This window comes from Lacipirellula limnantheis (assembly GCF_007746075.1).
Taxonomy (GTDB): Bacteria; Planctomycetota; Planctomycetia; order Pirellulales; family Lacipirellulaceae; genus Lacipirellula; species Lacipirellula limnantheis.
This window is the reverse complement of the sequence record NZ_CP036339.1, coordinates 5,867,510-5,892,250: the sequence shown is the minus strand read 5'-3', so window position 1 is coordinate 5,892,250 and position 24,741 is coordinate 5,867,510. Positions and strand designations below refer to the sequence as shown.

General features: G+C 59.4%; 21 protein-coding genes and 1 tRNA gene. 4 read left to right on the top strand and 18 right to left on the bottom strand.

Annotation, left to right across the window (positions count from 1 at the left end):
* Window positions 1-2: 2 nt before the first annotated feature.
* A tRNA-Met gene (locus I41_RS22905) sits at window positions 3-76 on the top strand.
* On the opposite strand, the gene I41_RS28685 is transcribed toward I41_RS22905, so the two are convergent.
* From I41_RS28685 to I41_RS22865, 9 genes are all read right to left on the bottom strand, one after another.
* Entirely contained in the window at window positions 36-1,214 is a 1,179-nt protein-coding gene (locus I41_RS28685; protein WP_391524847.1) for a tyrosine-type recombinase/integrase, read from the bottom strand. The genes I41_RS22905 and I41_RS28685 overlap by 41 nt on opposite strands.
* Window positions 1,215-1,529: 315 nt before the next feature.
* On the bottom strand, window positions 1,530-1,736 hold the full coding sequence (locus tag I41_RS22895; protein WP_145435286.1) for a hypothetical protein: 207 nt from the start codon (window positions 1,734-1,736) through the stop codon (window positions 1,530-1,532).
* A complete protein-coding gene (locus tag I41_RS22890) occupies window positions 1,733-3,286 on the bottom strand; it encodes a YfjI family protein (RefSeq protein WP_168207104.1) in 1,554 nt (517 codons plus the stop codon). Before I41_RS22890 ends, I41_RS22895 begins: the two co-directional genes overlap by 4 nt.
* Complete coding sequence (locus I41_RS27520; RefSeq protein WP_168207103.1) at window positions 3,283-3,630, bottom strand: hypothetical protein; 348 nt, start codon at window positions 3,628-3,630, stop codon at window positions 3,283-3,285. The genes I41_RS22890 and I41_RS27520 overlap by 4 nt, the downstream gene beginning before the upstream one ends.
* Window positions 3,627-3,857: a helix-turn-helix transcriptional regulator gene (locus I41_RS22885; RefSeq protein WP_145435282.1), complete on the bottom strand. Its 231-nt coding sequence runs from the start codon at window positions 3,855-3,857 to the stop codon at window positions 3,627-3,629. Before I41_RS22885 ends, I41_RS27520 begins: the two co-directional genes overlap by 4 nt.
* A 183-nt stretch (window positions 3,858-4,040) precedes the next feature.
* On the bottom strand, window positions 4,041-4,913 hold the full coding sequence (locus I41_RS22880; RefSeq protein WP_145435280.1) for a hypothetical protein: 873 nt from the start codon (window positions 4,911-4,913) through the stop codon (window positions 4,041-4,043).
* Window positions 4,914-4,986: 73 nt separating this feature from the next.
* Complete coding sequence (locus I41_RS22875) at window positions 4,987-5,361, bottom strand: hypothetical protein (RefSeq protein WP_145435278.1); 375 nt, start codon at window positions 5,359-5,361, stop codon at window positions 4,987-4,989.
* Between the two features lie 581 nt (window positions 5,362-5,942).
* On the bottom strand, window positions 5,943-7,223 hold the full coding sequence (locus tag I41_RS22870; RefSeq protein ID WP_145435276.1) for a hypothetical protein: 1,281 nt from the start codon (window positions 7,221-7,223) through the stop codon (window positions 5,943-5,945).
* Window positions 7,224-8,158: 935 nt separating this feature from the next.
* Window positions 8,159-8,839 carry an MIT C-terminal domain-containing protein gene (locus I41_RS22865; RefSeq protein ID WP_210421040.1) on the bottom strand — a complete coding sequence of 227 codons (681 nt, stop codon included), beginning with the start codon at window positions 8,837-8,839 and terminating at the stop codon, window positions 8,159-8,161.
* Window positions 8,840-8,946: 107 nt separating this feature from the next.
* On the opposite strand from I41_RS22865, the gene lepA reads away from it, so the two are divergent.
* The 3 genes from lepA to I41_RS22850 all read left to right on the top strand — a co-directional run bounded on the left by lepA (window position 8,947) and on the right by I41_RS22850 (window position 11,662).
* Complete coding sequence (gene lepA, locus I41_RS22860) at window positions 8,947-10,743, top strand: translation elongation factor 4 (protein WP_145435272.1); 1,797 nt, start codon at window positions 8,947-8,949, stop codon at window positions 10,741-10,743.
* Between the two features lie 64 nt (window positions 10,744-10,807).
* Window positions 10,808-11,152 carry a hypothetical protein gene (locus I41_RS22855; RefSeq protein WP_145435270.1) on the top strand — a complete coding sequence of 115 codons (345 nt, stop codon included), beginning with the start codon at window positions 10,808-10,810 and terminating at the stop codon, window positions 11,150-11,152.
* A 108-nt stretch (window positions 11,153-11,260) separates the two neighbouring features.
* Window positions 11,261-11,662: a hypothetical protein gene (locus I41_RS22850; protein WP_145435269.1), complete on the top strand. Its 402-nt coding sequence runs from the start codon at window positions 11,261-11,263 to the stop codon at window positions 11,660-11,662.
* Window positions 11,663-11,669: 7 nt separating this feature from the next.
* Here I41_RS22850 and I41_RS22845 read toward each other — a convergent pair whose 3' ends face one another.
* The 9 genes from I41_RS22845 to I41_RS22805 form a co-directional block, all read right to left on the bottom strand.
* Window positions 11,670-12,182, bottom strand: coding sequence for a YaiI/YqxD family protein (locus I41_RS22845; RefSeq protein WP_246133732.1), 513 nt, complete (start codon window positions 12,180-12,182; stop codon window positions 11,670-11,672).
* Window positions 12,182-13,624 carry a tyrosine-type recombinase/integrase gene (locus tag I41_RS22840; protein ID WP_145435267.1) on the bottom strand — a complete coding sequence of 481 codons (1,443 nt, stop codon included), beginning with the start codon at window positions 13,622-13,624 and terminating at the stop codon, window positions 12,182-12,184. Before I41_RS22840 ends, I41_RS22845 begins: the two co-directional genes overlap by 1 nt.
* A 737-nt stretch (window positions 13,625-14,361) precedes the next feature.
* Complete coding sequence (locus I41_RS22835; protein WP_145435265.1) at window positions 14,362-14,964, bottom strand: hypothetical protein; 603 nt, start codon at window positions 14,962-14,964, stop codon at window positions 14,362-14,364.
* 793 nt (window positions 14,965-15,757) lie between these two features.
* Entirely contained in the window at window positions 15,758-17,323 is a 1,566-nt protein-coding gene (locus I41_RS22830) for a long-chain-fatty-acid--CoA ligase (protein WP_145435263.1), read from the bottom strand.
* Window positions 17,324-17,722: 399 nt separating this feature from the next.
* Window positions 17,723-20,491 (bottom strand): hypothetical protein, encoded by a 2,769-nt coding sequence (locus tag I41_RS22825; RefSeq protein WP_145435261.1) that lies wholly within the window; start codon window positions 20,489-20,491, stop codon window positions 17,723-17,725.
* 100 nt (window positions 20,492-20,591) lie between these two features.
* Window positions 20,592-21,668 carry an isochorismatase family protein gene (locus I41_RS22820; RefSeq protein ID WP_145435259.1) on the bottom strand — a complete coding sequence of 359 codons (1,077 nt, stop codon included), beginning with the start codon at window positions 21,666-21,668 and terminating at the stop codon, window positions 20,592-20,594.
* A 79-nt stretch (window positions 21,669-21,747) separates the two neighbouring features.
* Window positions 21,748-22,809 carry a polysaccharide deacetylase family protein gene (locus tag I41_RS22815; protein WP_145435257.1) on the bottom strand — a complete coding sequence of 354 codons (1,062 nt, stop codon included), beginning with the start codon at window positions 22,807-22,809 and terminating at the stop codon, window positions 21,748-21,750.
* A 37-nt stretch (window positions 22,810-22,846) separates the two neighbouring features.
* A complete protein-coding gene (locus I41_RS22810; protein WP_145435255.1) occupies window positions 22,847-23,803 on the bottom strand; it encodes an amidohydrolase family protein in 957 nt (318 codons plus the stop codon).
* An 83-nt stretch (window positions 23,804-23,886) separates the two neighbouring features.
* Window positions 23,887-24,426, bottom strand: coding sequence for a Rid family hydrolase (locus tag I41_RS22805; protein ID WP_145435253.1), 540 nt, complete (start codon window positions 24,424-24,426; stop codon window positions 23,887-23,889).
* Window positions 24,427-24,741: the final 315 nt, after the last annotated feature.

The window sequence follows — 24,741 nt, the reverse complement described above, 5'->3', positions numbered from 1 at the left end:
GACGCGGGGTGGAGCAGCCAGGTAGCTCGCGAGGCTCATAACCTCGAGGTCGTCGGTTCGAATCCGGCCCCCGCCATTCTGAATGCTTGTACAGTATCGCAAGGATTCGCTAGCCCCGGCAAAACCGGGGTTTTTTTGTGCGCGGCCACCACCGGCTGCGACTCTCTGCACGTCGAAACGTGCGCCTGCTGCGCCGCATTCTGCGCCGCTTTGTCCGCATCGGCCTCGGCCGTCAGGTTGTCATCCCGAACCGCCGCCGCGAAGTGTTCGTCGGTCGTCATCAGGTAGTGTCGCATGGCCACCTTGGGGGTGTTCCCCAGCCAGTCGGTCACGACTTGCAGCGGGTAGCGTTCCACCAATTCCGTTTCGCGGCTCGCGCGTAGATTGTGGAATAGTCTCGGCCACGGTTTCAGGCCGGCGCGCTCAACGATTCTCGTGAAGTGCGTTCGCAAATTGGGGTTCATCCAGCCGGCCGGCCCCATTGCCGACTTGCGGAAGCGTTCATCGACGACGTACACCGCCCCAACCGGCGCCAGGTCGAACGATTCGGCTAGCAGCTTCCTCAGTTCAGGGAACAGCGGAATCACGCGGCTTGCTCCGTCGGCATGGTGTTCCGTCTTGGGGCTGGTCACGGTAAGTCGGCCGGCTTCCCAGTCGATATCTTGCCAGCGAAGCGACAGCGTTTCCGACGGCGTTCGCAGCCCGCCAAAGCGGCTCAGACCGACGATAGCGCGCCAATGATGATCGGGGCAGGCCTCCAATACTTGCGCAATCTCCGACGGCGTCACGAAGTGCTGCCGGTTCTTGATGCCGGTGGCTGCCGACTTCACGCCCTCGAATGGGTTCTCGTCGATCAGCTTCCGCCGCCGCATGGCATGAAAGAATGAGCGAGCGACTTGCAGCCGCTTGTGGATCGTGGTGGGGGCGAGCTTGCGGCCAACCAACCATTGCTTGAAGTCGTCGGCATCGCCGGGCGTAATGTTTTGCACTTCGCGCGACTCGCCAAAGTATTCGTTCAAGTCTCGAACAACCTGTCCCCGCACGATTTTGGTAGCGGGCTTCAGGTCAACTCGGCCGTCAATATATGCCTTTAGGAATGCCGCGAGCGTTGCCGCGGGCTTGGCTTGCGGGTCGTGAATCAGGCCCACGCGGGCGAGTTTCTTGGCAAAGTCCAGGTCTAGCCCCAGCACCCATTCGGCCAAGTCGGCTTCCATCGACCGGCTGAATCGGAGCGATTCAAGCAATTGCTCGACGCGGTACTTGATGCCCTCGGCCGTCCGCTGGGATACCTTGCCCAGCCGGATCGTCGGCCGTTTGCCGTCGGGGGTGACGAACAGAATCCGCCGCGTGCCATTCTTGTCGCGTGCGATACTAGCCATCGTTTATTCCTATCGTTGTCGTGGCAGACCCTAGCGACATTATGCAACGCAATGCATGACGGCGCAAATGTTGGCAAGGGTTAAGGAGTGTGTGAGGTAGCGAATCTTCCGACGGAGGGCGCCGGTCAGGAAGATTTGCGGAGTACCTTTTTAACCATCATTGTCGTCGCGAGCCGTCGCTCGGGCGTGAGCTTCGCCGTCGTCGTCGAATCGCGTGGGCCGCAGGGCCGACGCCCGCTTCAGCTTGTCGCAGCGGGCCAGCAGTTGGTCGATGCGCTCGGCGACGTTTTTGTGAGGGCGTGCCAACTTGGGCAAATCGTCCTCTGGCTCCGGGGCGTCTATGGTGTGCGTGTTCATCGCTCGCCCTTCCCATCAGCGTGATTTAGGGAACCGTTGACTGCGTTGACGTTGCCAAAAGTCTCTAAACCGGGGGATTCGCTGGCTTCCGTCAACGTCAGCGGCGTCAACAGCCTGAACAGCGAGCGGGGGCGCCCCCCCGTTTCGACGTCGACTTCCCACCTTCCCAGGCCAGCTTGCCCCAGGGCATTGAGCGCCGCTTCGGCGACCGCCGCCGGTTGATGCTGACGGCTCGTGCGCATCAACTCCCGCGCAGTGATCGCGCCTCCCTTCCGCAGGATCAGTTCGACCAGTTCCCGCGTTTCTCGCTCCTGGTCGTTCTCGCCGAACAATCCATAGACGCGCTTCGCCTCCAGGCCAAACCAATCAGCCAAGGCGATGCCAGCCCTCATTGATGCCTCATCAACGGCGGCGCCCGCGGCCGCGTCGTCTCCCGCCGCCCAAGCGGACAACTGAACGATCAACGCCAGCCGCGCGGCATAAGCCTCCAGCTTGCTCCAGGCAGCAGCCAAGTCGTCCCCCAGGTCGGCCGACTCTTCGCGGTGGCGGTTGTACCAGTCGATCCAGACGGCCTTCGCCTCGGGAGTCAAGTCGAGCGGGTACGGCTCGGGGTTTCCCTCGGCGTCGACGGCCGCCTCCAGCGACAGAAACCGGTCGAACACGTCGCCCAGTTTCGCCTCGATCGCCGGATCGACCGTCGCCTCGGTCCAGCGCACCGGTCGCGGGGCGGGCATCGCCAACAACAGCCGTGCGCAGAGCCCGTCTTGCATGTGCTCGCGGCCGATGGCCGATCGCAAGACTCCGGGTTGGATGCCGCCAACGAGCGAGACGGCGGCTCGGGGGATGTGAAGCATCCGCACGGCGCCCGTCTTGCGGTCGACGGTCATCGGCGCCGCGCTCCAGGAGGCGAGCCAATGGCTCAGATCGCCTCCCTGTCCCCCTTTGTATTCGGCGATGCCGTTGATCCAGCCGGCCAGTTCGTCGCGCATCACCAAGATGCCGTCGTCTTGATTGGCCAGCAGCGCCGCTAGCGCTTCAATGGTGGCGTCACTGGTCAGCATGCGGTTGCAGCGCGGTGGCTCCGGCTTCCAAGGGGGCGGGTCACTGCTCTTGGACCGCCTCCACTCGCCGAAGTCGCGGTCGTATAGCGCCAGGTCTTGCTCATGCTTGGCGAGCGCGTCGGCGTGCGCGGCGAGCGAGAGTTTCTCTCGCAGTTGGAGAAACTGCATCGCCGCTTGCAGCGCGGGGGTCTTGTGCGTTCCGCTCTTGCCGATGATGGCGGCCCAAACAATGGCCGGCTCGGTCCAGGTCCGCTTGAGCCGGATGATTCGCTTGTTGCCGATGGCGCGAGCCAGGCAGGCGAGCATCGGCAGCGCGATGAACGACGGATCGCAACCGATTGCCGTCGCCGCCGCCACCACGTATGCCCCGACGGGGCCCGGGAGCGCTTCCGTCGGGAACGGTGCGACTGGAGCGACCGCCGGACGATAAGTCGTTTTGTCGCCAGTTCGATCGCTGCCGTTGAGCGGCAGGGTTCGCAGATGATTCATGCCGCCCCCTTTCTGGGCCGCTCGGGCCGGGGCGTGAACGGCTCTAGCGCGGCCTGACAATCCTTCGCTGCGAGGGCCGCCAGCGCCGTTTCCGCCGTCAGCGATCGCGACGTGCCGACGGCTCGCAGCAGGTCGCGACGCCATACGTCGCGGCACCGGCGCGGCAGCATCAACTCGGCGCAGGCTTCGGCGATGCGTTCGCCGAGTGGCGTTTCAGCAGCCGGTTGGCGCAGGAAGTGAACGTCGATGTTCCGCTCGGCGAACGCCTCCAGGAAACCGTCGGCGTGAGCGATGACCAAGACGGCCTGTCGACGCGGAGCGGTAGAAAAATCAGCGGCGCTCATGCGTCGCCTCCCTTCACCGCAGCGGCGGCTTGGTTACTCAGCCAGGCTTGTAGCTCGGCGACGGGATAGAGTACGGTCTGTCGCTTGCCGGCGCCGACGCGCAGGCAAGGGACGGGGCCGCGTGGAGCGGTTAGGCTCCAGAGAGTTCGCGGCGAGACGCCCAGCGCCCTTGCCGCGTCGCGCGGTCGCAGGGCCAGAGGGGACGATTCAATAGGTCCGGGAGTCATGGGAATTGCTCCTGCGTGATTGCGCGCCGCGAATTGCGGTTTGCATGGAGCAAGTTTGCCACGGCATGGCCCGGGCATGGCGTGAGATGACGTTGGTCTAACAAATGTTAGACGGCGCCATTCAGTGTATGTCGGCGTAGAATAGCAGAAAGAAGTTTTGGTATAACGCTGGCCTAACAAGTGCTAGGTCGGTCGCGGATTCTTGTAGATCGACGCCAAGGTGAGGATGCTGTCTGAATCTGCGCGATATAGATATCGGGATTGGTTGGGCCCGGGCTCGCTAGTTTCGATCCAGCAATGGTCTTCCAGCTTCTTTCGGTCCCTCGATAGGCGCTGAAAGAATGCTGGTCGTTGCGTTATATGAATGCCGAGCTTATCTGCTAGTTCCGCGGCTCCCAAGAACCCTATAGTCGTACCTGTCGCGGCCGGCGAGTCCTCTTGCGGCGGCTTGCTTGCAGAATTTAAAAGGAGCGGCTGAGATTGCCACTCCCTCATCGCCGCTAATGACGCTGCCCATGGCTGAGTGATGAGGCCACAAACCGCCGCTTGCTTGACGACGCAATCAATGGCACGAGGAGCATAAAAAAAGAGTGCCGCTACCCATGTCGAAGTTGGATCGCTGGGTCGCATCGCGGCGGGCATCCACGTTGGAGGATGTGCAACCATCATCGCCCCAGCAGCGGCGGCGAAGCTGAGGTACCTCTCCCATTCCTCAGGGTTCTGGTGCAGCAAGGAGAAAGCTAAGAGTTTCCATTGGCTTTCCCCATTCAAAACGACTCCGCCGAGGTATTTGATACAGCCCCAAGGCAGCCAAATCTTTCCATCAACGAGCTTTCCGCATCGTTCGTCATAATGATCGCAACGATCGATGTCGATTTCAGATGCAACTGCGGCGAGCCAAAATGTATTCTTTGACGCCGCATACTCGCTTTCGGCTAGATATTGCAGGGATGTAAATCTGGCAACCAGATTGACGGGACCCGTGACAGAACTGGATAAGGAATCTGCTTTGTGATCCTGATCCAGTCTGTCGACGGGCGATGAATCGCCCGGCATGATAATTCGCCTTTTATAAGTCGGGCCGGCCCAAGCCGGTCAAGGAGAAAGGCGAATCACTCCTCGAACCGGTCTAGGCCGCTTGGCGCGCCGGTTTGCAACCCGTCGACGCCGTCCCGCTTTCGTCATCATAGCCAGATTTTGGCTCAGCTAGAAATGAGGGCTTCGGACCTAGCCCGTTGACCCAATCGCGAAACTCCGCGTGGTCCCTTCGCTGATTCTCAGCCTCTAGAGCAATCAACGTAGAAATGGCGCGAGCCATTAGATGAATATCGGGGCCGGCAACACCGAGAGATATCAAGTCTACGATGTGCGCACGCACTTCAGTGGTGAAGCGCTCGGGCGTTCGGGCAATGCGTCGGATTGCCGGCAACAGCGCGGAAATCGCCCGGCGTGCGTTCATGAAGTCGCGAGTTTTTCGATGATGTTTCTTGTCTGTGCGGCCCATTTTGCGTCGCTCGCTTGTTCGTCTGCTAGCGCAGAGATTTCGTCCGCTGAAGTCACTTCACGCTGCTCCCGCGCAGCCAAATCAATAAGTCGCGCTGGCGATTCGCCAATGACGTATTTGGTAATCCAGTCTCTTGCCCGAGGGTCGCCGGCCTCTGCGTCGGCAAGCGCCCTGGCCACAATTCTTTGCCAAGCTGGCAACGTCACGGCCTCGCCAAGAGCCGCGAGGTAATCGAGTTCGATCGCCCTTCGCGGCCTTCCCGGACCTCCAGGATTTCCAGTCGAGAATCGACCGTTTTCGTTTCGACCGTTGGTCATCCGTCACACTCCCGTTATCGCTCCGTTTAAACGGTCGGCGGCCGCCTCAGTTGCGGCCGACCGATTCGTGACCCGATAGTGGATCCCGAGGCGGGCTCGGTCACACCACCGACAAAGTTGCGCCGCAGCCAGCGGCACTACGACCCGAAATGCGGTGATTCCATCGTCGCCCCGCGAATGCGACCTAGTGGGTCGCCCGTCGCTTACGGCCTATAATCGTATTTCAGGACGCCGTGAGGGGAGGGCGTCCGATAGTTTGAGGTCTTACTTGTCCACTGCTGAGACGTTCCGCCGCTTGGTAGAAGTCAAGGCAAAGACAGTCAGCCCCGCAACGCAGCCAAGACTTAAGGACGTCGGCTCTGGAATCGCGTAAACGTACACGGCGCCGCGGATATAGCTACCGACAAGAATATTTTGGTCCATGACTGCGACCGAGTAAGCGAATTCGGATCCGTCAAAATCAGGTGGGACGTCGATTACGGCGCCAAGGTCCCACGCGTTCGACCCTCCTAGGTTGCGGCTATACACATACGCACGCGCCCCGTGAATGACGGAAGCCTCGTTAAACCGTGCGGGTGCCGCAACGACCGCGAGGTCGCCCTGGATGTCAACTGCGTGGCCGAATTCGTCGCCACGATACGACGCTGGAGGAAGGAGCCGCGCGGCCTCGTGCCAAGCGCCGTCGGCGTCTCGTTCAAAGATAAAGGCCTGCCCATGGCCGCCCGCGCGCGAGGCGGCCCCAACGATTAACCGATCTTCGTCGAACGCCAAATCGCTTCCAAATGAACGTGGCGACGTCACAACCGACGGGACGAGTTTAGCCGTTTGCCCCCAGTTGTCCGGGCCGCCGACGTTGCGTTCGAATAAGTACACCGCGCCGACGGCATCGTTTGATGTTGCGCTCGCTGCAAGTACGTCCCCCTCCAGCGCCAAGTTATCGCCAAAGTCATCGCCGGGATCGATGTCCAACGGGCAGATTGTTTTCAGCTCGTCGAACACGCCGGGCGCATACAGGCCCTGCTGAAAAATGGACACCGTACCTACGCTCTGTCGACCTTGAAAGTCGTTGTTCCCTGCACCCACGACGGCAATCTCGCCCTCGAGCGCAACTCCTTCTCCGGCCTGAGCGTGCGAACTTCGGTTCGCGAGCACGAGGTCCGCCAATAATTGGGGAGCGGCTTCGCCGGGCTGTTGTCTGCGCCACACTCCGCCGCCGCCGGGGGCACTAGTAATCACGCGATCTGCGTCGATGTCAACTTCGGCCCAGCCCCCGCTCGAGTGTAATTTCTCGATGTTCGTCGACCATTGCCGACCTCCTCCGTCGAGGCGTGTAAACAGAAATGATCCCGAGCCGCCGCCCACGGCCAGCAAGTCTCCCTCGGCGTCGAGGTGGGCGGCGAACCTCTCAACTTGGCTGGGTGGTCGCAGCGTCGCGATTGGCGTCAAACTCGCCGGCGACGTCGCTGCAGCGCTCTCGCCGCAGACTGCAACGGCAAACCAACAGCAGAGAGACGCAGCCGCAAACGGCGTGATGAATGAATTCATGGGTCAATTTCCGTGGGCGAACTCGGCCCGTTGATATGAGCGACTGCCGGAGCACCATAGCCGACGCCGTGGAACCGGCGACACACGGTCGGATCAGCAATCGGATCCGCTTGCATCGGCCATCGTCGATTGTCGCATATGGCGGCAGTGTGGAAAGCGTTTCGATGCAAGAAAGTCGCTTCGGAGGCCGGCAGTCAGGCAATTCTCGCGTCGCGAGGTGGTTCGAGGCGCCGACTGCATTTCGCCTGCGAAAACAAAGTCCACTTAACCGCTTCCCTGGAGGGTGCCAGATAGGACCGGCTAGGGTGCTTTTTGGGCATATTGAGCCCTCCCAAGCGCCGCGCACCACTCTCGTCGTGCGTGCACTTTGACGAATTAGTCCTCGCGTTTTTGGGCTGCACGCACCATTGCCAAGATGCCGGCCTTAATGGCTTCCGAAAGCGTCGCCCACGCCTCAACAACGGCCGCCAACTCGGGGTCGAAAGGGGCTTCCTGCGCGCACAGTGCGCCGCATTCTGCGCCGCTTTCGCCCTCTCCGATGGAGTTTGCCCCGTTTTGCAGGGGGTGTTCAATTCCGGCCCCCGCCACTTGTACCCACGGGTAGCGAAATCTCCCGACCCCGGGGTAAACGACCAAAGCCCAGGCCGCCCGCCTGGGCTTTTTCGTTTGTAGGCCAGTTGTCGCAACAACTTGCGCCATTTTGGGCGCATGCCGCCCTTTCTCATAGGTACGGTCCTCGCCGTGGGTGATACATTCCACTGGCCGCCGACCCCGCGATCAAAGACCTGTCCGACGAGGAACTCTCAAATGTCTCTCGTCTCACAACGCTTTGGGTTAAGAGTCCGTCAAGCCCAATGAAGATCTTCGAACCGTAGTGGTTTGAGTTTGAGACAGAGCCTAACCCTTGTAGCGTCCAGGAGGCGATAGATTCCGAATTAGCTGGCAGTGCCGCTTCTGTAAATATCCACTTTAGTTTCCAGGCACTTCCGAAGCGCGAGGTCATTCACGCCGATCTCAAACCAATTTGCCGGTCTTTGGTAGAAATCGAGGCCGCGGCCGATTTTTACGACCCAGCCATTGTCGATTCGAATTTCACGGTCATGTAGGTTCGGATTCAGCTTGATTTCCAGGACGATGTCCATTTCCAGGAGGCTCTGGGTCAGCTCTTCGAACTTCTGCTGAACTTCCGTAAGCTGCTCTTGATTGTCGTAGTTAGTAACAAGGCGAATCTTTTTTACCGCCGACAACTTGACCACCGCTTCACAAAATCGCACGAAGTTTTGCACCTGGTGCGTCAGCCGAATGTACGGGTCCTCCACATGCAGTTCGGATGCACCTTTCAAATACGGGCCGACAATCGATTCATAGCTGTGCCCCGTTTCGCCGTAGCGGATGGTGAAATGCTGCTCTCGCAGTTCTGGTTCGAGCAGAGCGGCAGGCGGCTCGACCGTGGCGACGGGCTGTTCCGAAGTCGGCGGCGCGACCTTCGCCTGCTTTCTCGGTGCTTCAGAATCCCCATTACCGGGCGTCGCGATTCCCAGAGACTTTCGCGTGGGCTCCAGCGTCGCCCAGGCGTTACGTGACTCCGGACATTCAACCACGACCTCAACTCGCAACGTGAACAACTACCCCGACGGTACACCGTATTTTGGTTCTTCGTTCGTTGCATATGCTTTCCTGCGGCCTCCTGCTGCTTCACAAAGTTTCCTGATAAAACTGTGTCATGGAACACATTCGCAACTTTTGCATCATCGCCCACATTGACCACGGCAAGTCAACTCTGGCAGACCGTCTTATCCAACAATGCGGTGGAATTGCGCAGCGAGACCTGCATGAGCAGATGCTCGATTCGATGGATATCGAACGCGAACGCGGCATTACCATCAAGAGCAACACGATTACGCTCAATTATCGCGCTCCGGACGGCAAAGATTACCTGCTGAATCTCATCGACACGCCTGGCCATGTCGATTTTTCGCATGAGGTCAGGCGCTCACTAATGGCGTGTGAAGGCGCCTTGATCGTTGTCGATGCGTCGCAGGGAGTGGAAGCGCAGACCGTGGCCAATCTGTACATGGCCTTGGAACACAACCTGGAACTGCTGCCGATCATCAACAAGATCGATCTACCCTCGGCAGACATCGAGCGCGCTCAAGAAGCGATTGACGCGGAGTTGGGACTCGATCCGTTCGCTGCGATTCCAATTTCCGCCAGGAACGGCGTTAACATTGAGCAAGTGCTAGTGGGCATCGTCGAAAAACTGCCGCCACCTCAAGGCGATCCCAACGCGCCTTTAAAGGCTCTTGTGTTTGACGCTCATTTCGACAAGTTCCGTGGCGTGATCTTGCAATGCCGCGTGATGGAGGGAACGCTCAAGCCGCGCGACACGATCCACTTCATGCACGCCAATCGCGACTTTAAGGTGGATGAAGTGGGCTACAACCAGTTCCAACTGGTTCCGCGCAAGCAACTCAGCGCAGGCGAAGTTGGATATATCGTCGCTGGCGTCAAGAGCGTGCAGGACATTGAAATCGGCGATACCCTCACGCTCCTTGATCGACAAGCTGAGGAGCCAATCCCTGGCTATCAGGAAGCGCGGCAGGTCGTGTTCTCGTCCATTTATCCCATGGATACCGGCGAGTACCAGGAACTTGCGAAGGCTCTGGACAAACTCTCAATCAACGACGCAGCTCTGACATTCGAGAAAGATAGTTCGGCGGCGCTTGGCTTTGGGTTCCGTTGCGGGTTTTTGGGCCTGTTGCATCTGGACGTTATTCAGGAGCGATTACAGCGAGAGTTCGATATCGGCTTGGTAATCTCTGCGCCCTCAGTGAAGTACATGCTGACCCTACGAGACGGGTCGGAGATGGAAGTGGACAATCCGAGTTATTGGCCCGATCCGATGTCCATCGAATCTGCCAGCGAGCCGTACATCAAGGCTTCGATCATTACTCCCGAAGAGTATGTCGGCGGAGTGATGGAACTGTGTCGAGAGCATCGCTCGGAGAGTCAGACCATGGACTATCTGTCTGCCAAGCGGATGGAGGTGACCAGCGTGATGCCGCTCGGAGAGGTGCTATTCGACTTCTACGGCAAGCTGAAAATGTTGACGCGAGGATATGGGTCGTTCGACTACAAGCCAATTGAGTATCGCCAAACTGACGTCGTCAAGGTCGATATTCTAATTAACAAGGAGCCCGTTGATACGCTTTCCTATCTTGTTCACCGTGACAAGGCGCGCGCACGCGCTCTGCATTACTGCGAACAGCTGGCCAAGGAGATTCCTCGCCATCAATTCAAAATTCCGATTCAGGGCGCCATTGGCGGCGAAATCATCGCACGAACCACGGTCGAGCCGTATCGGAAGGATGTCACGGAGAAGCTCTACGGCGGCGATGTGACACGCAAAAAAAAGCTGCTCGAGAAGCAGAAGAAGGGGAAGGCCAAGATGAAACTGTTCGGCAGCGTGAACATCCCCCAAAAGGCCTTCATTGCAGTCCTTCGCGCAGAAGATGACTAGGCGACGCCCCGCGTGGGGCAACCGAGTGTGGAGCGAAATGATTCCAGCGATCTGAAAGCCAGCAATGAACACGCCATCGAATACGGACAGTGCCAATTCCGATAACCCCCAATCGCTTGGGATCACTGGAGACTCCAAGCCCGCCGTTCCTGCGTTTACTTGTATCGTTTATGTTTGCAAAACCGAAGACGGGACGATCAGCGGTCGAGTGGCTAACCTTGCCGGCGTTGATGCTGGCGAAATCAGGGCCAGCGCTAACTCGGAGCGGGATGTGTTGATGAAGGTGACGCGCGAATTCAAGTCACGCATTGCGAAAATGTATGCGGAGAACCAAGGGATCCCTTGGATTGATCCTCCGCAACCGCCTTTGGAGAGCGAGCAAATGCGTTCGGTTCCTTTGCATCTTTGAACGTCTACAGTGCATCTTGCCGTCCAATGCGCCTCGCAGCGAGGGCGTGGACACACAGCCCACTAATACTCTGCCGTTCAGATCTCAACGCGAACGAACCACATTCGAATGTTTTCCGTCTATCTTCAAGCGTTTGAGCGTTGCCAACCGCTGAGGCAACGCGTCTTGCAGGTGCTCAGTGCATTGCCAACGGAAGTTCAGCAAGACTTTGTGACCGATGCTTGCTTCACCGTTTTGCTAGACAACTATATTCCGGGCGAGGGCTCCTCGGTATTCATGGCCGCTCCGGAAGCTTCTGTCATTAGTAGCCGGAGCGTGGTTCTGAGGGCACGACTCTCCGAGTGCGAAGAAGCCTTCGCCCATTACGTGATCGCGCATGAATTTGCTCACGCTTACTTGCGGAATGGGCCGTGGGGCAACGTCCTCGACCCGGAACACGCCGCCGATGCGTTGGCAGCGTCTTGGGGATTTCCACGGCCAGTCTTGAGTAAGACGCCTCGTTTCGGATGAAAACGCGCTAGCCTTTCTTCAGGCATCGTGTGAGCGTTCGGTCCAAGACGTTCGCGAAGGTTTGCAGGTGCTTCTTAGAGAGCTGACTGGGGCCACGGGTATCAACGCCTGCCGACCGGAATTGTTCCATCAAGTCGCGTGAGGCTAGCCGGTCATGCACGCTGTTCTCGTCAAATAGCTCGCCGCGAACGCCGATAGCAATTGCTGACTTGTCGACTACGCGAGCAGCAAGTGGAATGTCGCCAGTGATCACCACATCCCCGGGCGCAAGCATCTCGACAATTTTGTCGTCAGCGATATCAGCGCCTTCGGGAACCGTAATCAATCGAATCAAGTTACTGGATGGAACATGCATGGACTGGTTGGCAACCAGTGTCAGCTCCACTTGTAACCGGCGTGCAGTTCGATAGAGAATCTCCTTAATCGGAGCAGGGCAAGCATCTGCATCAACCCAGATTTGAACCGGATTATTTCCAGGAGTGTTCATAAGGTCGCGGACCAGTTTGATCCGTTGGCTCACTACGAAGACCAGATCGAAGACGAAGCACATTCCGAGCCCGGCAGCCCGAAACCGCGATGATTTGCTTCGATCCCAACGATCCGGGCAGGTGAAGGGTTGCCAAACATCTGGTTGTCAGTCCCTTCCGCTCGTACTATGCTCGAACACGGGTGCGTCCTCACCACTTCTACTAGTTGCGTGATTTCGCATCTACTCGCACACCCCGGCATTTCCGGGGTGTTTTCATGCGCCGGTCGAGTCGGCTGCGACTCCCTGCGAGCCGAAACGCGTCCCGGCTGCGCCGCTTTCTGCGCCGCCTCCGGCTCGCCCCGAACGGCTGACTCAAAGTGCTCGTCCGTGGTCATCAGAGAGTGCCTCATTGCGACGGTGGGAGTATTCCTCAGCCAGTCGGTGACCACTTGAATCGGGTAGTTCTCGACGAGCTCGGTCTCACGGCTGGCCCGGAGGTTGTGGAAGAGACGCGGCCAGGGCTCAAAGCCGGCGCGGCGAACGATTTTAGTGAACGTAGTCCGCAGATTCGCGTTCAACCTCCCTCCAGCCCCCATTGCCGCCCGTCGATACCTTTCGTCGACCACGTGTTCAGCGCCGATCGGCGCCAGGTCAAAAGCCTCCGTCAGAAAGGGCCGTAGCTCGGCGATGAGGGGGATCGTCCGGCTTGCCTTTCCAGCATCGTGGTCGGTTTTTGGGGATCGAACCATGATGCGGCCGGCTTCCCAGTTAATGTCCTGCCACCTCACTGACAGCGTCTCGCTGGGAGTCCGGAGGCCGCCATACCGGGCCAGGGCAACGATCGAACGCCAATGGTGATCGGGGCAGGCCTCCAAGACGCGACGTACCTCGTCGCGCGACACGAATCGTTGGCGATCCTGAATCCCAGTTGCCGACGCATTAACGCCTTCGAACGGGTTCTCCGCAATGAGCTTGCGGCATAGCATCGCCTGAAAGAACGAGCGGGAGACCTGCAAGCGTTTGTGGATCGTTGCGGGGGCCAGTTCCCGCCCCACCATCCATTGCTTAAAGTCGTCCGCATCGCCGGGACTGATCGTACTTACCTGGCGAGCTTCACCAAAGAACTGCCGCAAGTCCCTAATCAATTGCCCGCGCACAATCTTGGTCGACGGCTTGAGATCACTACGACCGGCCAGATACGAATCCAGGAATGGTCCCAGATTGGCCGCCGGCTTGGTATTGGGTCTAGTGATCAATCCGACGCGAGCTAGCTTCTCGGCCATCGCCGTGGGCAAGGCAGCCAACCAATGGGCAGTGTCGGCCTCAAGGGCATGGCCCGTCTGTTTCGCCGCTAACAGCTGCTCGACGCGGAACTTCAGGGCTTCCACGGCGCGTTGAGAGACTTTACCCAACCGGATTGCCAGCTGTTCGTCATCTAAGTCGACAAATTGAATGCGCCGATGGCCATTCTTGTCGCGAGTGATGCTCGCCATGCTCTACTCTCCTTTGGCGCCGGGCCGGCGTCCTAACATAATCTTCAATTCCAAAAGCTCACCCAGCGAGTTAAAGGCTTCCATCGAGAGGCCGCGATGTCCATTGTAGAACTGCGAGAGCGCCCTTTCGCCGACGCCCGTCTCTTGGGAGACGCGATATCTAGTCAGGCCAGAGTCATCGATCGCCTGCCGCAGTTAGTCGGTCAGCAGGTTAGATCGCTTCTTCGTCCCCATCATGGAATCCCGTATAACACTGTTCGTTAAGAATAGTACTCTCGTTTTAGACTCTGCGGTGAAACGGTCGCACGCCGCCTGAACAAGCTGCGCATCCATAACGTTGAGCATCGTCCGCTTCGCCATGCGTGGTAATTGGGTAAACTCTGGGCCGCCGCACCACAACACGACCCGGTCGGGAGCGGAAAGCACAATCGGCATAAGCCGTTGTTCGTCTGGCAACTTGGTAGGCGGAGCCAGAGGTTCATCGCCGGACATCATGTCCGGCAATTATCTCGTGATAACTGTCAGCAATGACGCTCAGGCCGGATCGTTGGCGATCGATCTCGCCCCGCCCGCTGCCCGTCACTTGGCATTTTTCGGCAAGTAGCTCAAGTTCTACCGAGAACCAGCGCGCCTCTTCGCTGATAGCTAAGCAAAGCCCCCCTTGCTCTTCAGGGGAGGGCAGGGCGGCCGCCAGCGCCAGAGCGTGCGCCCCGGCGCTGGCAGCCCTCCCGCGCGCTCTAGCACGGACTCGGAGCCGTATCTCCCACGAACAACCGCCAGCTGTCGTGCAGCTCGCGCCGCAGCTGGCTGACTCGTCCGGCGGTCAGCCGACAGAGCTCCGCGACGGCGCTCGTCCGTTCCCCCTGCGCCAGCGCGTGGACCACGCGCTGATCACGACGGGAGAGCGAACCGTACCACTGGCTGAAGTCAATCCGCAGCGCCGCCATCTCCGCGGGACTTGCCCGTCGGTAGTCGCTAATGGACTGGGCGATCGAGTCGATCGGTTCGGTGCGACAGCCGCGCAGCCGGCATTTCACCGAGCCGACGTCCGCCGCGTTGTCACGGCTTCCGGTCAAGCGCCCGGATCGATAGCGCCGCACGCCGTAACGGGCCAACGGCGTGGCGTAGCCGAGCTTCGCTCGCCCCGCCTGCGCCAGCCCGGCATAGGCGACCGCAGCCGAAGCGATGACCGTTTGGATCGCCTCTTCGCGTTCTTCGGGGGCCAGTTCACGGAAGGCGATTCGTGCGTAGCGCCGGATCGTCGGCAGCATCTGGACGAACGAGGCTTGCCAGGGGAGGGGAGGGGCGTCATCAGCAGCGACGATTGCTGAGCAGTTCATGGGACGTTCCTTTTCAAAGGGACCGCCCCTGTCGAGGGCGGTCGTGTGGGGTACACAACCGCCCTCGCGACAGGCGAGAGCTGAAAAAGTAGAGAGCAAGTCCGTGCGGCACCCGTGCGATACGCACTGGACGCCGTCGCAGAAGCCTCTTCACTGAGGGCTGGGCGTTAAGCTCCCCAAGCATTCATGCCGCCAAACGGCACTGGATTTAGCGGTAGCCGGCTAACGGCTAAGCGATCGGTAACTTACAGGCTTAGCTGTGCGGAATTGAAGAAGGAGGTCGGACTTCGTCTGGCTGCCCGCGACGCCGCGCCCCCTTTCGGGCCTCAAAACACGCCCCTAAGCGGCAGGTTCTGCTTGCGGAACTAGCGTTTACGTAATCGGTAAAAGACCTCTCTTCCACCTGACCGGGGGACTTTGTGTTCTCATTGATCCGTTACGCATTTTCCAGCATACTTTTAGTGACACGCCTGCCCCGCCACTCCCGCTCGACGGTGACGCGCATCTTGAGCAGGTTTTTGTATGCGCAGTCAGGATTTCTCGGTGAGGCTCATCACTTGCCGCTGGTCTCCGGCGTGCCCAAGCGTTGCGATGATTCGATGCTTCGGCTCACCCAGTAAATCGGGTATTTTTAAGCCCAGCTAAGCGCGGCAGTGCGATAACGACCCTCGACGCTTCGGTTGCCATCACGACGGCGAGTAAGCTCTCTAGCGTTTTTGCGGCTTGCTCGATAACTCGAAGTTGGCCTCGGTCGTTCCTTCCGCCGGCACCGCTGCGCTATTTTTTTCAGGTCTTAGCGGACGTTGGCTCGACCGCCACGAAGCACGTATTTTTGAACTTTGCCTGTAGCAGTTTTTGGAAGTTCGGAAACGAAATGGAATTCACGCGGAACTTTGAAGTGGGCGAGATGATCACGGCAAAAGAGTCGCAGAGCGTCAGCCTCGCCGATCTCGCCGGCGCGTAGGACCACAAATGCGTGCGGAGTTTCGCCCCACGTTTCATGCGATACGCCGACGACAGCGGCTTCTTGCACGGCGGGATGTCGAATCAACACGCCTTCGACTTCCACCGAGGAAATATTCTCGCCGCCGCTGATGATGACGTCCTTCCAGCGATCCCGAATCTCAATGTATCCGTCTGGGTGGACGACGGCTGCGTCGCCGCTGTGGAACCAACCGCCGCGAAAAGCGTGCGCCGTCGCGTCGGGATCGTTATAGTAGCCGTCCATGACGGCATGGCCGCGCATGACGATTTCGCCGAGCGTCTGACCATCGTGCGGCACTTCTTCCCCTGCATCATCGACGACTCGTACCTCCCCGGCCGCGATGCACTCGACCCCCTGCCGGGCTTTCAGCTTGGCGGCGTCCGGGGCGTCTAACTTCCGGTGTTCGCTCCGCGGTTCGCAAATTGTCACGACTGGGGAAACTTCGGTCAGCCCGTAGACGTGGGTGATCGACCAGCCCAGTTCGTCCTCCACTCGTTGAATGGTTGCGGCAGCAGGAGGCGCCCCAGCTGTGAGGACGCGTACTCCGCGCGGCGCTGCGCGGCGGAGTTCCTCAGGGGCATGGGCCAAGCTGATGAGTACGGTTGGAGCTGCGCAGAACATCGTGATCGAGTCGCGATTCAAACTGTTGAAAACCGCGTGCGGATCCGGTTTGCGCAGGCAAACATGCGTTCCGCCGACGGCGGTCACGGCCCACACAAAGCCCCAGCCATTGACATGGAACATCGGCAACGTCCAGAGATACCGTTCGGCAGAGGTCATGTGGGTGTGAGCTAAACGTCCGAGAATGTTTAGGTAAACATTGCGGTGCGTTAGCATGACGCCCTTAGGTCGCGCCGTCGTGCCGCTCGTATAGTTGATGGAAAGCAGATCGTCTTCTCGAATCGCCGGAAAATCGCGGGCGGGCGAAGCGGTCCCAAGCGCTTCCTCGTAGAAAAGCCAACCAGGTTTTGCCCCGTCGAAGGCGACGAAATGGGCGACCCCCGCTAAGTCTCCGCGCACTTCGTCGATAGCGTTAAGATACTCTCCATCGGCGCAGACCACGGTCGCGCCGCTGTGTTCGATGATGTACCGAAAGTCATCCGAGCAAAGGCGATAATTGACCGGGACAATGACGGCGCCAATCTGCGGAATCGCGTAAAATGACTCCAAATGCGCGCGCGTATTCGGCGCGATGCAGACGACGCGGTCGCCGGGCGAGACGCCTAACTCCCTGAGGACCGTCGACCAGCGATCACAACGGTCAAAGAACTCGTCATAGGTGAGACGCGTCGCGCCATCCACGACCGCCTCATAACGAGCGTAAAGTCGTCGGGCGCGTCGCCCGAATTCCAAAGGCGTGAGTGGCGCCTGCATGCGAAAATCTCGGTTAGCGATCGTTCACCCAGGCGAACTGCGGAAGTAAACCTCCGGCTTGGCGTGGAGCGTTTGCTGTTTTGCTGGCCAAAATTGACCAGCCGATGCCAGGGACCGTCACAACGGCCAGATCGCACGGATTGAAAATGAGGACGAGAGGCCGAAAAGGCCAGCGAGAAGATCAGTTTAAGTCAAGGCGTCGACGTCGTCTATCATGCACCAATATCACCAAGCGGTGGCCTCGGATACGCAGCGTTAATCCTGCGACACCCTCCCCCCGGCCGCTCTTGGCCCTCGCAACATACAGTTACTTCGAACTGATCAAACCCAGTGGCGAGAAACGTCCAGCGCTGTACCTCATGCAGGGATGCGTATCAGAACGCGATCGACGTCTCGAGTTCACGGATCACCTCCAGACAGCACGACAATTCGTCCGGCGAGCGACGTAGCCACTTCGCCGACGCCGTCGCCGTTGAAGTCGGCGATGATGGGCCGCGACAAGCCGATTGGGCTCTGCCACAGTAGCTTCCCCTGGCGCTGCTCGTTGACGCCGATGCAGAAAGGGCCGCAAAGAAAATCACCGCGCCCATCGCCGTTGAAATCTGCGGTGATCGATCCGCTGTTCGGCGCAAAAGGCAATTCGAGCCGCCATTCGACGGCGCCAGTCCATAGGTCCCGACAGACGAACTCCTTACTGTTCTGCGCCGCGTAGCCCGCCTCAAGACGGCCATCTCCATCAACGTCGATAAAGCCAATATTGGGGGGAACGTCGTAGTCTAAATCCTCGCTCCACACCCCCGTTTCGGGATCTTGATTCATCAGACCGAAAGGTCCAAATCCTGCCGAAACGAACCAGTGCGGGCGGGTTTCCTGGGGCGTTTGGAATAGCGGACAGAAAGTGTTGTAGAGGTGACCGGCGAAGACGGCCCCCTCGCTCCGTATGTTGTGGGTTGGACGAATGTAGGCGAATTCGCCGTCGCGGCCGCGGAGGTAGGCCATATAGCTCATCAGGTCCATCCCGATCTCATCGGCGCCGTCGCCGTCAATATCGTATGCCGTTGGAACGCCGTTGGGCCGGTAAGGCATCGAGATGGCTCCATCGCGATGAGTTCGCTTCGACCAGATGACTGCGCCTGACTCGCCGTCAAGTAAGTACGTTCCCTCGCGCACGCGGCGATCATCCTGCAATGAGACCGCGACGGCGGAGTGGTTTGCGGCGAGAAACTGTCCAGGGTTCAGAACAACCTCGGTGATCTGCTCTGCGGTGACGTCGATCGGCGTTTCCCATAACGCGACGCCATCCGGCTGCAACGCTCGAATTGCCAGTTGACCCTGTCGATCTTGGACGGCGGTGATGATGGCCAGGTCGCCGGAGCCTTTAAGGTCGTAAACCACGGGTTGACGAAGGCGGATCGCTGAGACGGGCGACGGAAAATCGCGCTCCGTGACGCTGCCATCGGCGCTCATGGCGAAGACGCGCAAGCGAGCGTCGGGCGTCGCCGCGATCAGTTCCGCCTTGCGATCGTGATCGAGATCTGCGGCAACAATGGTCGCCGCCGCACCGCCGTGAAGCGGCGTCGCCCATTTGATGCGGCCTTCCCAGTCTAATGCGCGCAAGTCGCCGTCGGTGCACTGCAGGAAAATCTGATCCGGGAGTTCCTTCGCTTCGATTGCGCCGACTAGCGGCGTCGACGCCATTGCGGCGGCCGCCGTTCGCTCGCTCCTAACGAGTCGACCCGCATCGATCGTGTAGCTGGTAATACCGTCTGCTCCTTGATCATCGGCCTCTCGAAAAAGGAGCTCGGCATTTCCAGCGACGTCGATCGAAGCGAGACCACACGAGGCCACATCCGGCAGCGTGGCAATTCGTCGCGGAGGTTCTCCTTGTTGGAAGAGATAGCAGGCAAGTTCGCCGCCGCTTGGCATGGCGCCGCCCATTGCTTTAAACGCCAGCAGTCCCTTCGCTTTCTCTTTTCCGACGCCTCGGAAGATGCTCGCGCCCCAATGATCAGCCAACTCAAACTTGACAGCTCCCGTGTCGATGGCGCGAAATCTAATAAACGATCGGTAGTTGTGCGCCGGGTCGCGGACGGAATAGGCCAGTTCATCAATGCCGTCGCCATCGTAGTCAACCAGCCCATGACTGGCTAAAGCAACGCCAGGTTCGTCTTTGTAGACTTCGCCGTAGAAGTGCTGCCAGGCGAGTTCGCTGTCGCCGTCGGATCGCAAGCGAATGGCGTGAACATGGATTTGAACCGATTCGCCAAAGACGGCGGCGAAGGGTTGATTATCGAGGCCGTGCCCCAGCTTCACTGCTCCATAGTTGCGTCGCTGAGCTCCACCGACGTCATAGACGACGGAACTGATCAGTTCGCCCGTGTGCGCGTCAAAGCCCCGGCAGCGGTGGCGGCGGATGTTCCAGATTACCGGTCGAGCGACGTTGGAATCGTCCAAAACGACGACGCCGTTGTAATGATCGTAGCGTTCGTTGAAATCGCCGCTGACGACGGCTTGGACGCGCCATAGCGTCGACGGCTCGCCTTGGGGGGGCAAGTTAATCAGCATCCCCTCCTCGGAGTAATTGGGAAAGAGCATGATCTCCTGCCCTGGGCGCTCCGGTAATACGTCAGCGACCGACGCCCACTGAGCTGATGCGTAGGCGGGGTCGCAGTCAAATTTCCATTCCGTTACACCTGACTCAAGGTTAATTAGCGTTAATGTCCGACCGGCGCCAAGCAGGGCGTGACGCTGTCCATTCTGACGGAGATCGCCGCAAGCCAGAATCGATCCGGGGGAGGGGCGCGACCAGAGTTCGCGCCCCGCCGCGCTGATTGATCGCAACCTGCCATCGTCAACGAGAATCCGGGGATCGTGAGTTGATCCCTCGGTGATGCGAATGCCGTTTAGCGACCCTTTGGCGGCGATCTCCGCGATGACGTGCGGCGATTCCGACATATTGCAGCTTAACGGCGAGAAGCCCGTGGCTAATCGATCGTGCATCGCCCGCGGCCAGTTCGCATCATGGAGATCGACGGACCGGACGCCTGGCATAAGCGGATGGGTCGTCGCGTCGTCGTCGATCAACGCCTGTCCGTGGCAACTGATCGCCGCTCCCGAGCACCATACTAGCGCCGCCAGCAACGACCACGGTCTGAAGTCGATTGTCATGAACGGCTCGTCTCGAATTCTTGTGGGCGCGACCGGATTGCTCGCGGCGGAAGCACTCGCAATGTCCGATCTCGCGACTATCGTGAGACTGGCGCGTGAACTATTGTCCCGCTTGAGCCGTTTCCACAGGCTTGAGTTTGATCCACGAGCATTGCGTTACGAGCTGATTGAGCGCCGCGAATGAAATGTGAGCATTCGTGGCATATCGCGGAGTCGAATTGGCAGGGAATGTCGCGAGCGTCGCATCTCCCACAAGAAACACGTTAAAGTCCTTCGACAAGTTGTCGTAGCCGGCGGTCGTGGCCTTAAAGCACATGTCGGTCGCGTATCCGACCAGCAGAACATGCCGCACGCCCTGCGCCTGGAGAAACGCCTTCAGCGGGGCGTAGCCGTCGTCGTCGTAGATTACGACATCATCCCGATCCATCGTGATATCGCTCGTTACGGGGATCGGCATGTCCCAGAATCCCGCGTTGTCGTAGTCGGGCCCGAATTGGAGGCCTGGAAACTGCTTGAAGTAGTCGACCACGGGCCGATCGGCAGATACCTCCAGCGTTTGAGGAAGGTCCCGGCCACGGTAGTCGAACGCGCTGAGGATCGCCTGTTGCTCGCGTTTTCCCTCCTCACGCTCGGCGTCCGTGGGATTGTAACGGATCGAGCGATACAGCTTTTTATGGACGGGATACTCACCGCCGCGAAGGCTGTACATGACCTGAGCGACGTGAGGTCGTAGCCGCTTCAACAGCGGATCGATCACTTCTCGCGTGTGGCGACCGGCCAAGTGGTTCTTGTCGGGCGTGCAGAAGTCGGCGACGCCGGCCGGTTCCGGAGTCTTCCAGCCCTGACCATCATCGATGCCCCAGGGATGCACAACGATAATCGCCGTCTGATCGGCGCGCAATCGATTGGGAATTTCGATCACGCCGCGGGCATTGTACGAAAAACGCCACGCCCTGACTTCGAGGTCAGCCCCTTCGTCGTCGACGAGAGTCTCGCCCTCGTAGCGCGTTACTTCCTCGATTGGCTCCACAAATTCGGGGTAGTCGCCCAGCAAGGGGCCGGGATCCGTGAGGACCGTCAGCTTATTGGAGTACTGTCGGAGCGACGCCTCTTCCGCGATGGCGTCGAACTCCTGCATTGCCAACAGTGCGACGAGAGCATAGTGCCACTGCTTCATCTCGAGTCCCCAGCTTCATGGATAAAAACTGAACGGTCACCCGTCTCGCGCTGATGATGCTGCCAACGCCCGAAAGCACCTACGAAGGCTCACGCTCGGGCGATAGCTGCGGTTTTGCTTTGGCGACGATGGCGTCGAGCGTCACTAGCTCAGCCTTTTCGGGTGACTTCGCGACGAGGTCGCAAATCAAGTCAATCGCGCGGAAGTTGCCGTCAACGACCCCCAAGCAGGATGGATGGGCTAGAAAATCGAACGCCGCTTTATTCTCTATCGCCCAGTTGACGCCCATTTCGACGGCCTCTAGGAACGATTCAAGCTCCCAGCGGCCGGTGCGAAACGCGCCGATATCGCTCACGGGGCTCATGGGGACGTCAATTAGCCCCGTGGAGTATCGCAACGGCTGCGAATCTGCCTGTGCGCGCAGAATCTCGTCGAACGCCAACTGCGACGGTTTTCGCCCGCTGCCGTACAGGTCTTCCATGCCGGCGTGGGCCGGATAACGGCAACTGACCCAGTCGAATCCTAATCCCAGCAGAATATTCTGAATGTCTTCACGGTTCTCCAAGCCCGTTGCGAAGCCGCCGGGGGTACGGAACCCGTTGGTCTTCACGCCGATGCGTTCCTTCAGCGCTATGTTCGTCAGCGCGATATTCTCGCGAATGACGTCGGGGAGTTCGCGGCCGCCGATGAGCCATGGCGCGCGTGAGAAACGATATTGTAGCTCTGCCGGCGAATGGGCCAGCAAGTAAATGTGATCGTACGTGTGATTGCCGATGGGGTGACCGTCTGCCGCGATCTGTTTGAGCCATTCGACGTTTTCTTGTTCAAAAACCTGTCCAACGACGAACGTATGAATTCGTCCGCCTCGCGCCTTCACTCGGTTGCATGCGGCCACTGTGTAGTCTTTAGCGGCTTGATTCAGATTCCCTTTCTCGTAGTCCCAATGGGTGTCGCCCCAATTGGGAAAATTACGGGCCATCTCCAGATCGAGCGTGATGGCGATTTGGGCTTTTTCGTAGGTTGGAAATGGGGGCGCTGCCTCGCTTGCCGTCGCGGAGCCGCGTAGCGCCACCGCGGCAGTTCCGGCTAGCGTGGCTGCGAGGAACTCACGGCGATTAGCAAAACGTTGTCGTCCGGGCATGGCGGCGTCTCGTGAAGGAGGTTGTGAGGTAGGGTGACTATCCCAACAGACGTCGGGCATTCGCACCGCCAATTTTTCGGCGCACGTCGGGGTCAACTTCTAATTCGTCAAACAACGAGAACTGCGGAAACGCTTGCTGAGTCAGGTCGTAGTAGTCGGTGCCGAACAGCAAGCGGTCAGCCCGACGGCGGATAAAATCGCGACCGAAGGCAGGGGCCCGCGTCAAAGCGTGCGCCCCGCTGGAGGAAAGATCGCCGTAAATATTTGGATAGCGATCCATAAGCTGGTCGACGGCGCCTCCGGAGATGACGGCGCCGCGCGGATATCCCACATGAAGATCTGCTTTTGTCAGTCCGCCTGAAATAGACGCCCACCAACCTTTGCCATGCCCGATGAACGTGAGATCGGGGAACGCCGCAAGGGCGCGAGCCAATCCGGGCAGCCCTGGTTCATCGACGTTCGCGAGATTGTCGAGATGAAAGAGGAGCGGCAGGCCGACGTCGCTGCACGCCTCGTAGAGACGCATATTAAGCGGATCATCAATGGGTAAATTCGGTTTGTGTTCGCCGAAGCCGACGGCGCCGGCGTCTTGGTATCGCTTCAGTAGGTCGACGACGTCTTTCCGCTGCGGCAGGTGAGTGGCGAGCGTACGGGGATCGACGGCGCAGAAGGGGAACAATCGATCGCGGTGCGCGCGGGTTTCGGACAGGACGAACTCTGTTGTGACGGGATACCAGAACGCTTCCGGGGATACCAGCGGCAAGACCGCGGCGTGCGCTACATCATGGGCGTCCATCCAGGCGAGCAACTGGCGAGCGTCAATCGGACCATGATCCGCGCCATACCATGCTTGAGAGAGATGCAGATGGACGTCGAACAGTCCTTCGCCGGCAGGTTCCTGCGCTGAGTGCAGCTTGGACGCCGCTGCCATCCCGGCCAGGGCGACCGACGCTTGTACGAATCGACGGCGGGTAACTCCCTTTGGAGCAGTCATTGGGTCGCCGGACAGAGGGGTCGAGCCAGGCCAGTGGCGGCCTTAGATCGTAGCGAACATGTCGAACATAGACGGCGGCCGCCTCACAGGACAGCTACGGCCTCGATTTCGAGTTCCAAACCAGGAATGGCTAATTCGGGCGTGCCGACCGCAGTTGACGCAGGGTAGGGCTCGACGAGGTAATCCTTACGAACCTTGCGAAAGATCTCCACGTCGCGCAGCATGTGGACCCAGTACGATCGAATAATGACGACATTTGCGAAGGTAGCGCCGGCCGCTTCAAGCAGCAGACCAATGCGATCAAACGTCTGACGAATTTGAGTCTCCATGTCGGCCTGCAGGTCAGCGGGGCCCTGTCCCGAGATGAATAGCAACTTTTGACCTTGCGCCAAAATTGCGGGCGAGTAGCCGACGTCGGCCGACGGAGCGCCGGCGGGGCGCAGCGCCTTTTTTGAAAACGACGCGCCAACGGGGCCGTCTGCAGCAGGCTCAGTGGTCGGGACTTCCGCGAATGTCGAGCGCCCAGTCATCGCCAGGACGCCGGCGGCGCCGCACACAGCGGCGCCCATGAGATCACGTCGTCCCGCCTGCGGCGAGGTCGGGCGAGGAGAGGAACTACTCATCGGCGCTCCTGGGTATTGCTAGACAATCGCGTTGCTTACTAACAAACCGCTGCAATGCTCTGCAGACCTCCGCCCGCGTCGGAATATACAAATAGTGAATTTAGATTGCAACGATTTTCCGGCTACTCCATTGATTTTAGCGAACTTTCCTCGTAAGTTGCCGCTTGAAGACGAATAACTGCATTCACATTGGCTGCGGTCATGACGCCGACCGTTCGAGCTGCGGAGCCATTTCTTGACGGTACCAGCGATTAGGACCGAGAGGGCGCCGGCGGACGTACCGGCGCTGGAATCGCGGTTAAGCGATCCATCAGA

Excerpts from the sequence above, each read along its gene's own strand:
- I41_RS22895 (WP_145435286.1), bottom strand. The coding sequence starts at position 1,736 with ATGAACACGCACACCATAGACGCCCCGGAGCCAGAGGACGATTTGCCC.
- I41_RS22890 (WP_168207104.1), bottom strand. The coding sequence starts at position 3,286 with ATGAATCATCTGCGAACCCTGCCGCTCAACGGCAGCGATCGAACTGGC.
- lepA (WP_145435272.1), top strand. The coding sequence starts at position 8,947 with ATGGAACACATTCGCAACTTTTGCATCATCGCCCACATTGACCACGGC.
- I41_RS22810 (WP_145435255.1), bottom strand. The coding sequence starts at position 23,803 with ATGACTGCTCCAAAGGGAGTTACCCGCCGTCGATTCGTACAAGCGTCG.
- I41_RS22880 (WP_145435280.1), bottom strand. The coding sequence starts at position 4,913 with ATGCCGGGCGATTCATCGCCCGTCGACAGACTGGATCAGGATCACAAA.
- I41_RS22855 (WP_145435270.1), top strand. The coding sequence starts at position 10,808 with ATGAACACGCCATCGAATACGGACAGTGCCAATTCCGATAACCCCCAA.
- I41_RS22875 (WP_145435278.1), bottom strand. The coding sequence starts at position 5,361 with ATGGGCCGCACAGACAAGAAACATCATCGAAAAACTCGCGACTTCATG.
- I41_RS22840 (WP_145435267.1), bottom strand. The coding sequence starts at position 13,624 with ATGGCGAGCATCACTCGCGACAAGAATGGCCATCGGCGCATTCAATTT.
- I41_RS22850 (WP_145435269.1), top strand. The coding sequence starts at position 11,261 with ATGTTTTCCGTCTATCTTCAAGCGTTTGAGCGTTGCCAACCGCTGAGG.
- I41_RS22885 (WP_145435282.1), bottom strand. The coding sequence starts at position 3,857 with ATGACTCCCGGACCTATTGAATCGTCCCCTCTGGCCCTGCGACCGCGC.
- I41_RS22805 (WP_145435253.1), bottom strand. The coding sequence starts at position 24,426 with ATGAGTAGTTCCTCTCCTCGCCCGACCTCGCCGCAGGCGGGACGACGT.
- I41_RS22820 (WP_145435259.1), bottom strand. The coding sequence starts at position 21,668 with ATGAAGCAGTGGCACTATGCTCTCGTCGCACTGTTGGCAATGCAGGAG.
- I41_RS22870 (WP_145435276.1), bottom strand. The coding sequence starts at position 7,223 with ATGAATTCATTCATCACGCCGTTTGCGGCTGCGTCTCTCTGCTGTTGG.
- I41_RS22830 (WP_145435263.1), bottom strand. The coding sequence starts at position 17,323 with ATGCAGGCGCCACTCACGCCTTTGGAATTCGGGCGACGCGCCCGACGA.
- I41_RS22835 (WP_145435265.1), bottom strand. The coding sequence starts at position 14,964 with ATGAACTGCTCAGCAATCGTCGCTGCTGATGACGCCCCTCCCCTCCCC.
- I41_RS22815 (WP_145435257.1), bottom strand. The coding sequence starts at position 22,809 with ATGCCCGGACGACAACGTTTTGCTAATCGCCGTGAGTTCCTCGCAGCC.
- I41_RS27520 (WP_168207103.1), bottom strand. The coding sequence starts at position 3,630 with ATGAGCGCCGCTGATTTTTCTACCGCTCCGCGTCGACAGGCCGTCTTG.
- I41_RS22825 (WP_145435261.1), bottom strand. The coding sequence starts at position 20,491 with ATGACAATCGACTTCAGACCGTGGTCGTTGCTGGCGGCGCTAGTATGG.
- I41_RS28685 (WP_391524847.1), bottom strand. The coding sequence starts at position 1,214 with ATGGAAGCCGACTTGGCCGAATGGGTGCTGGGGCTAGACCTGGACTTT.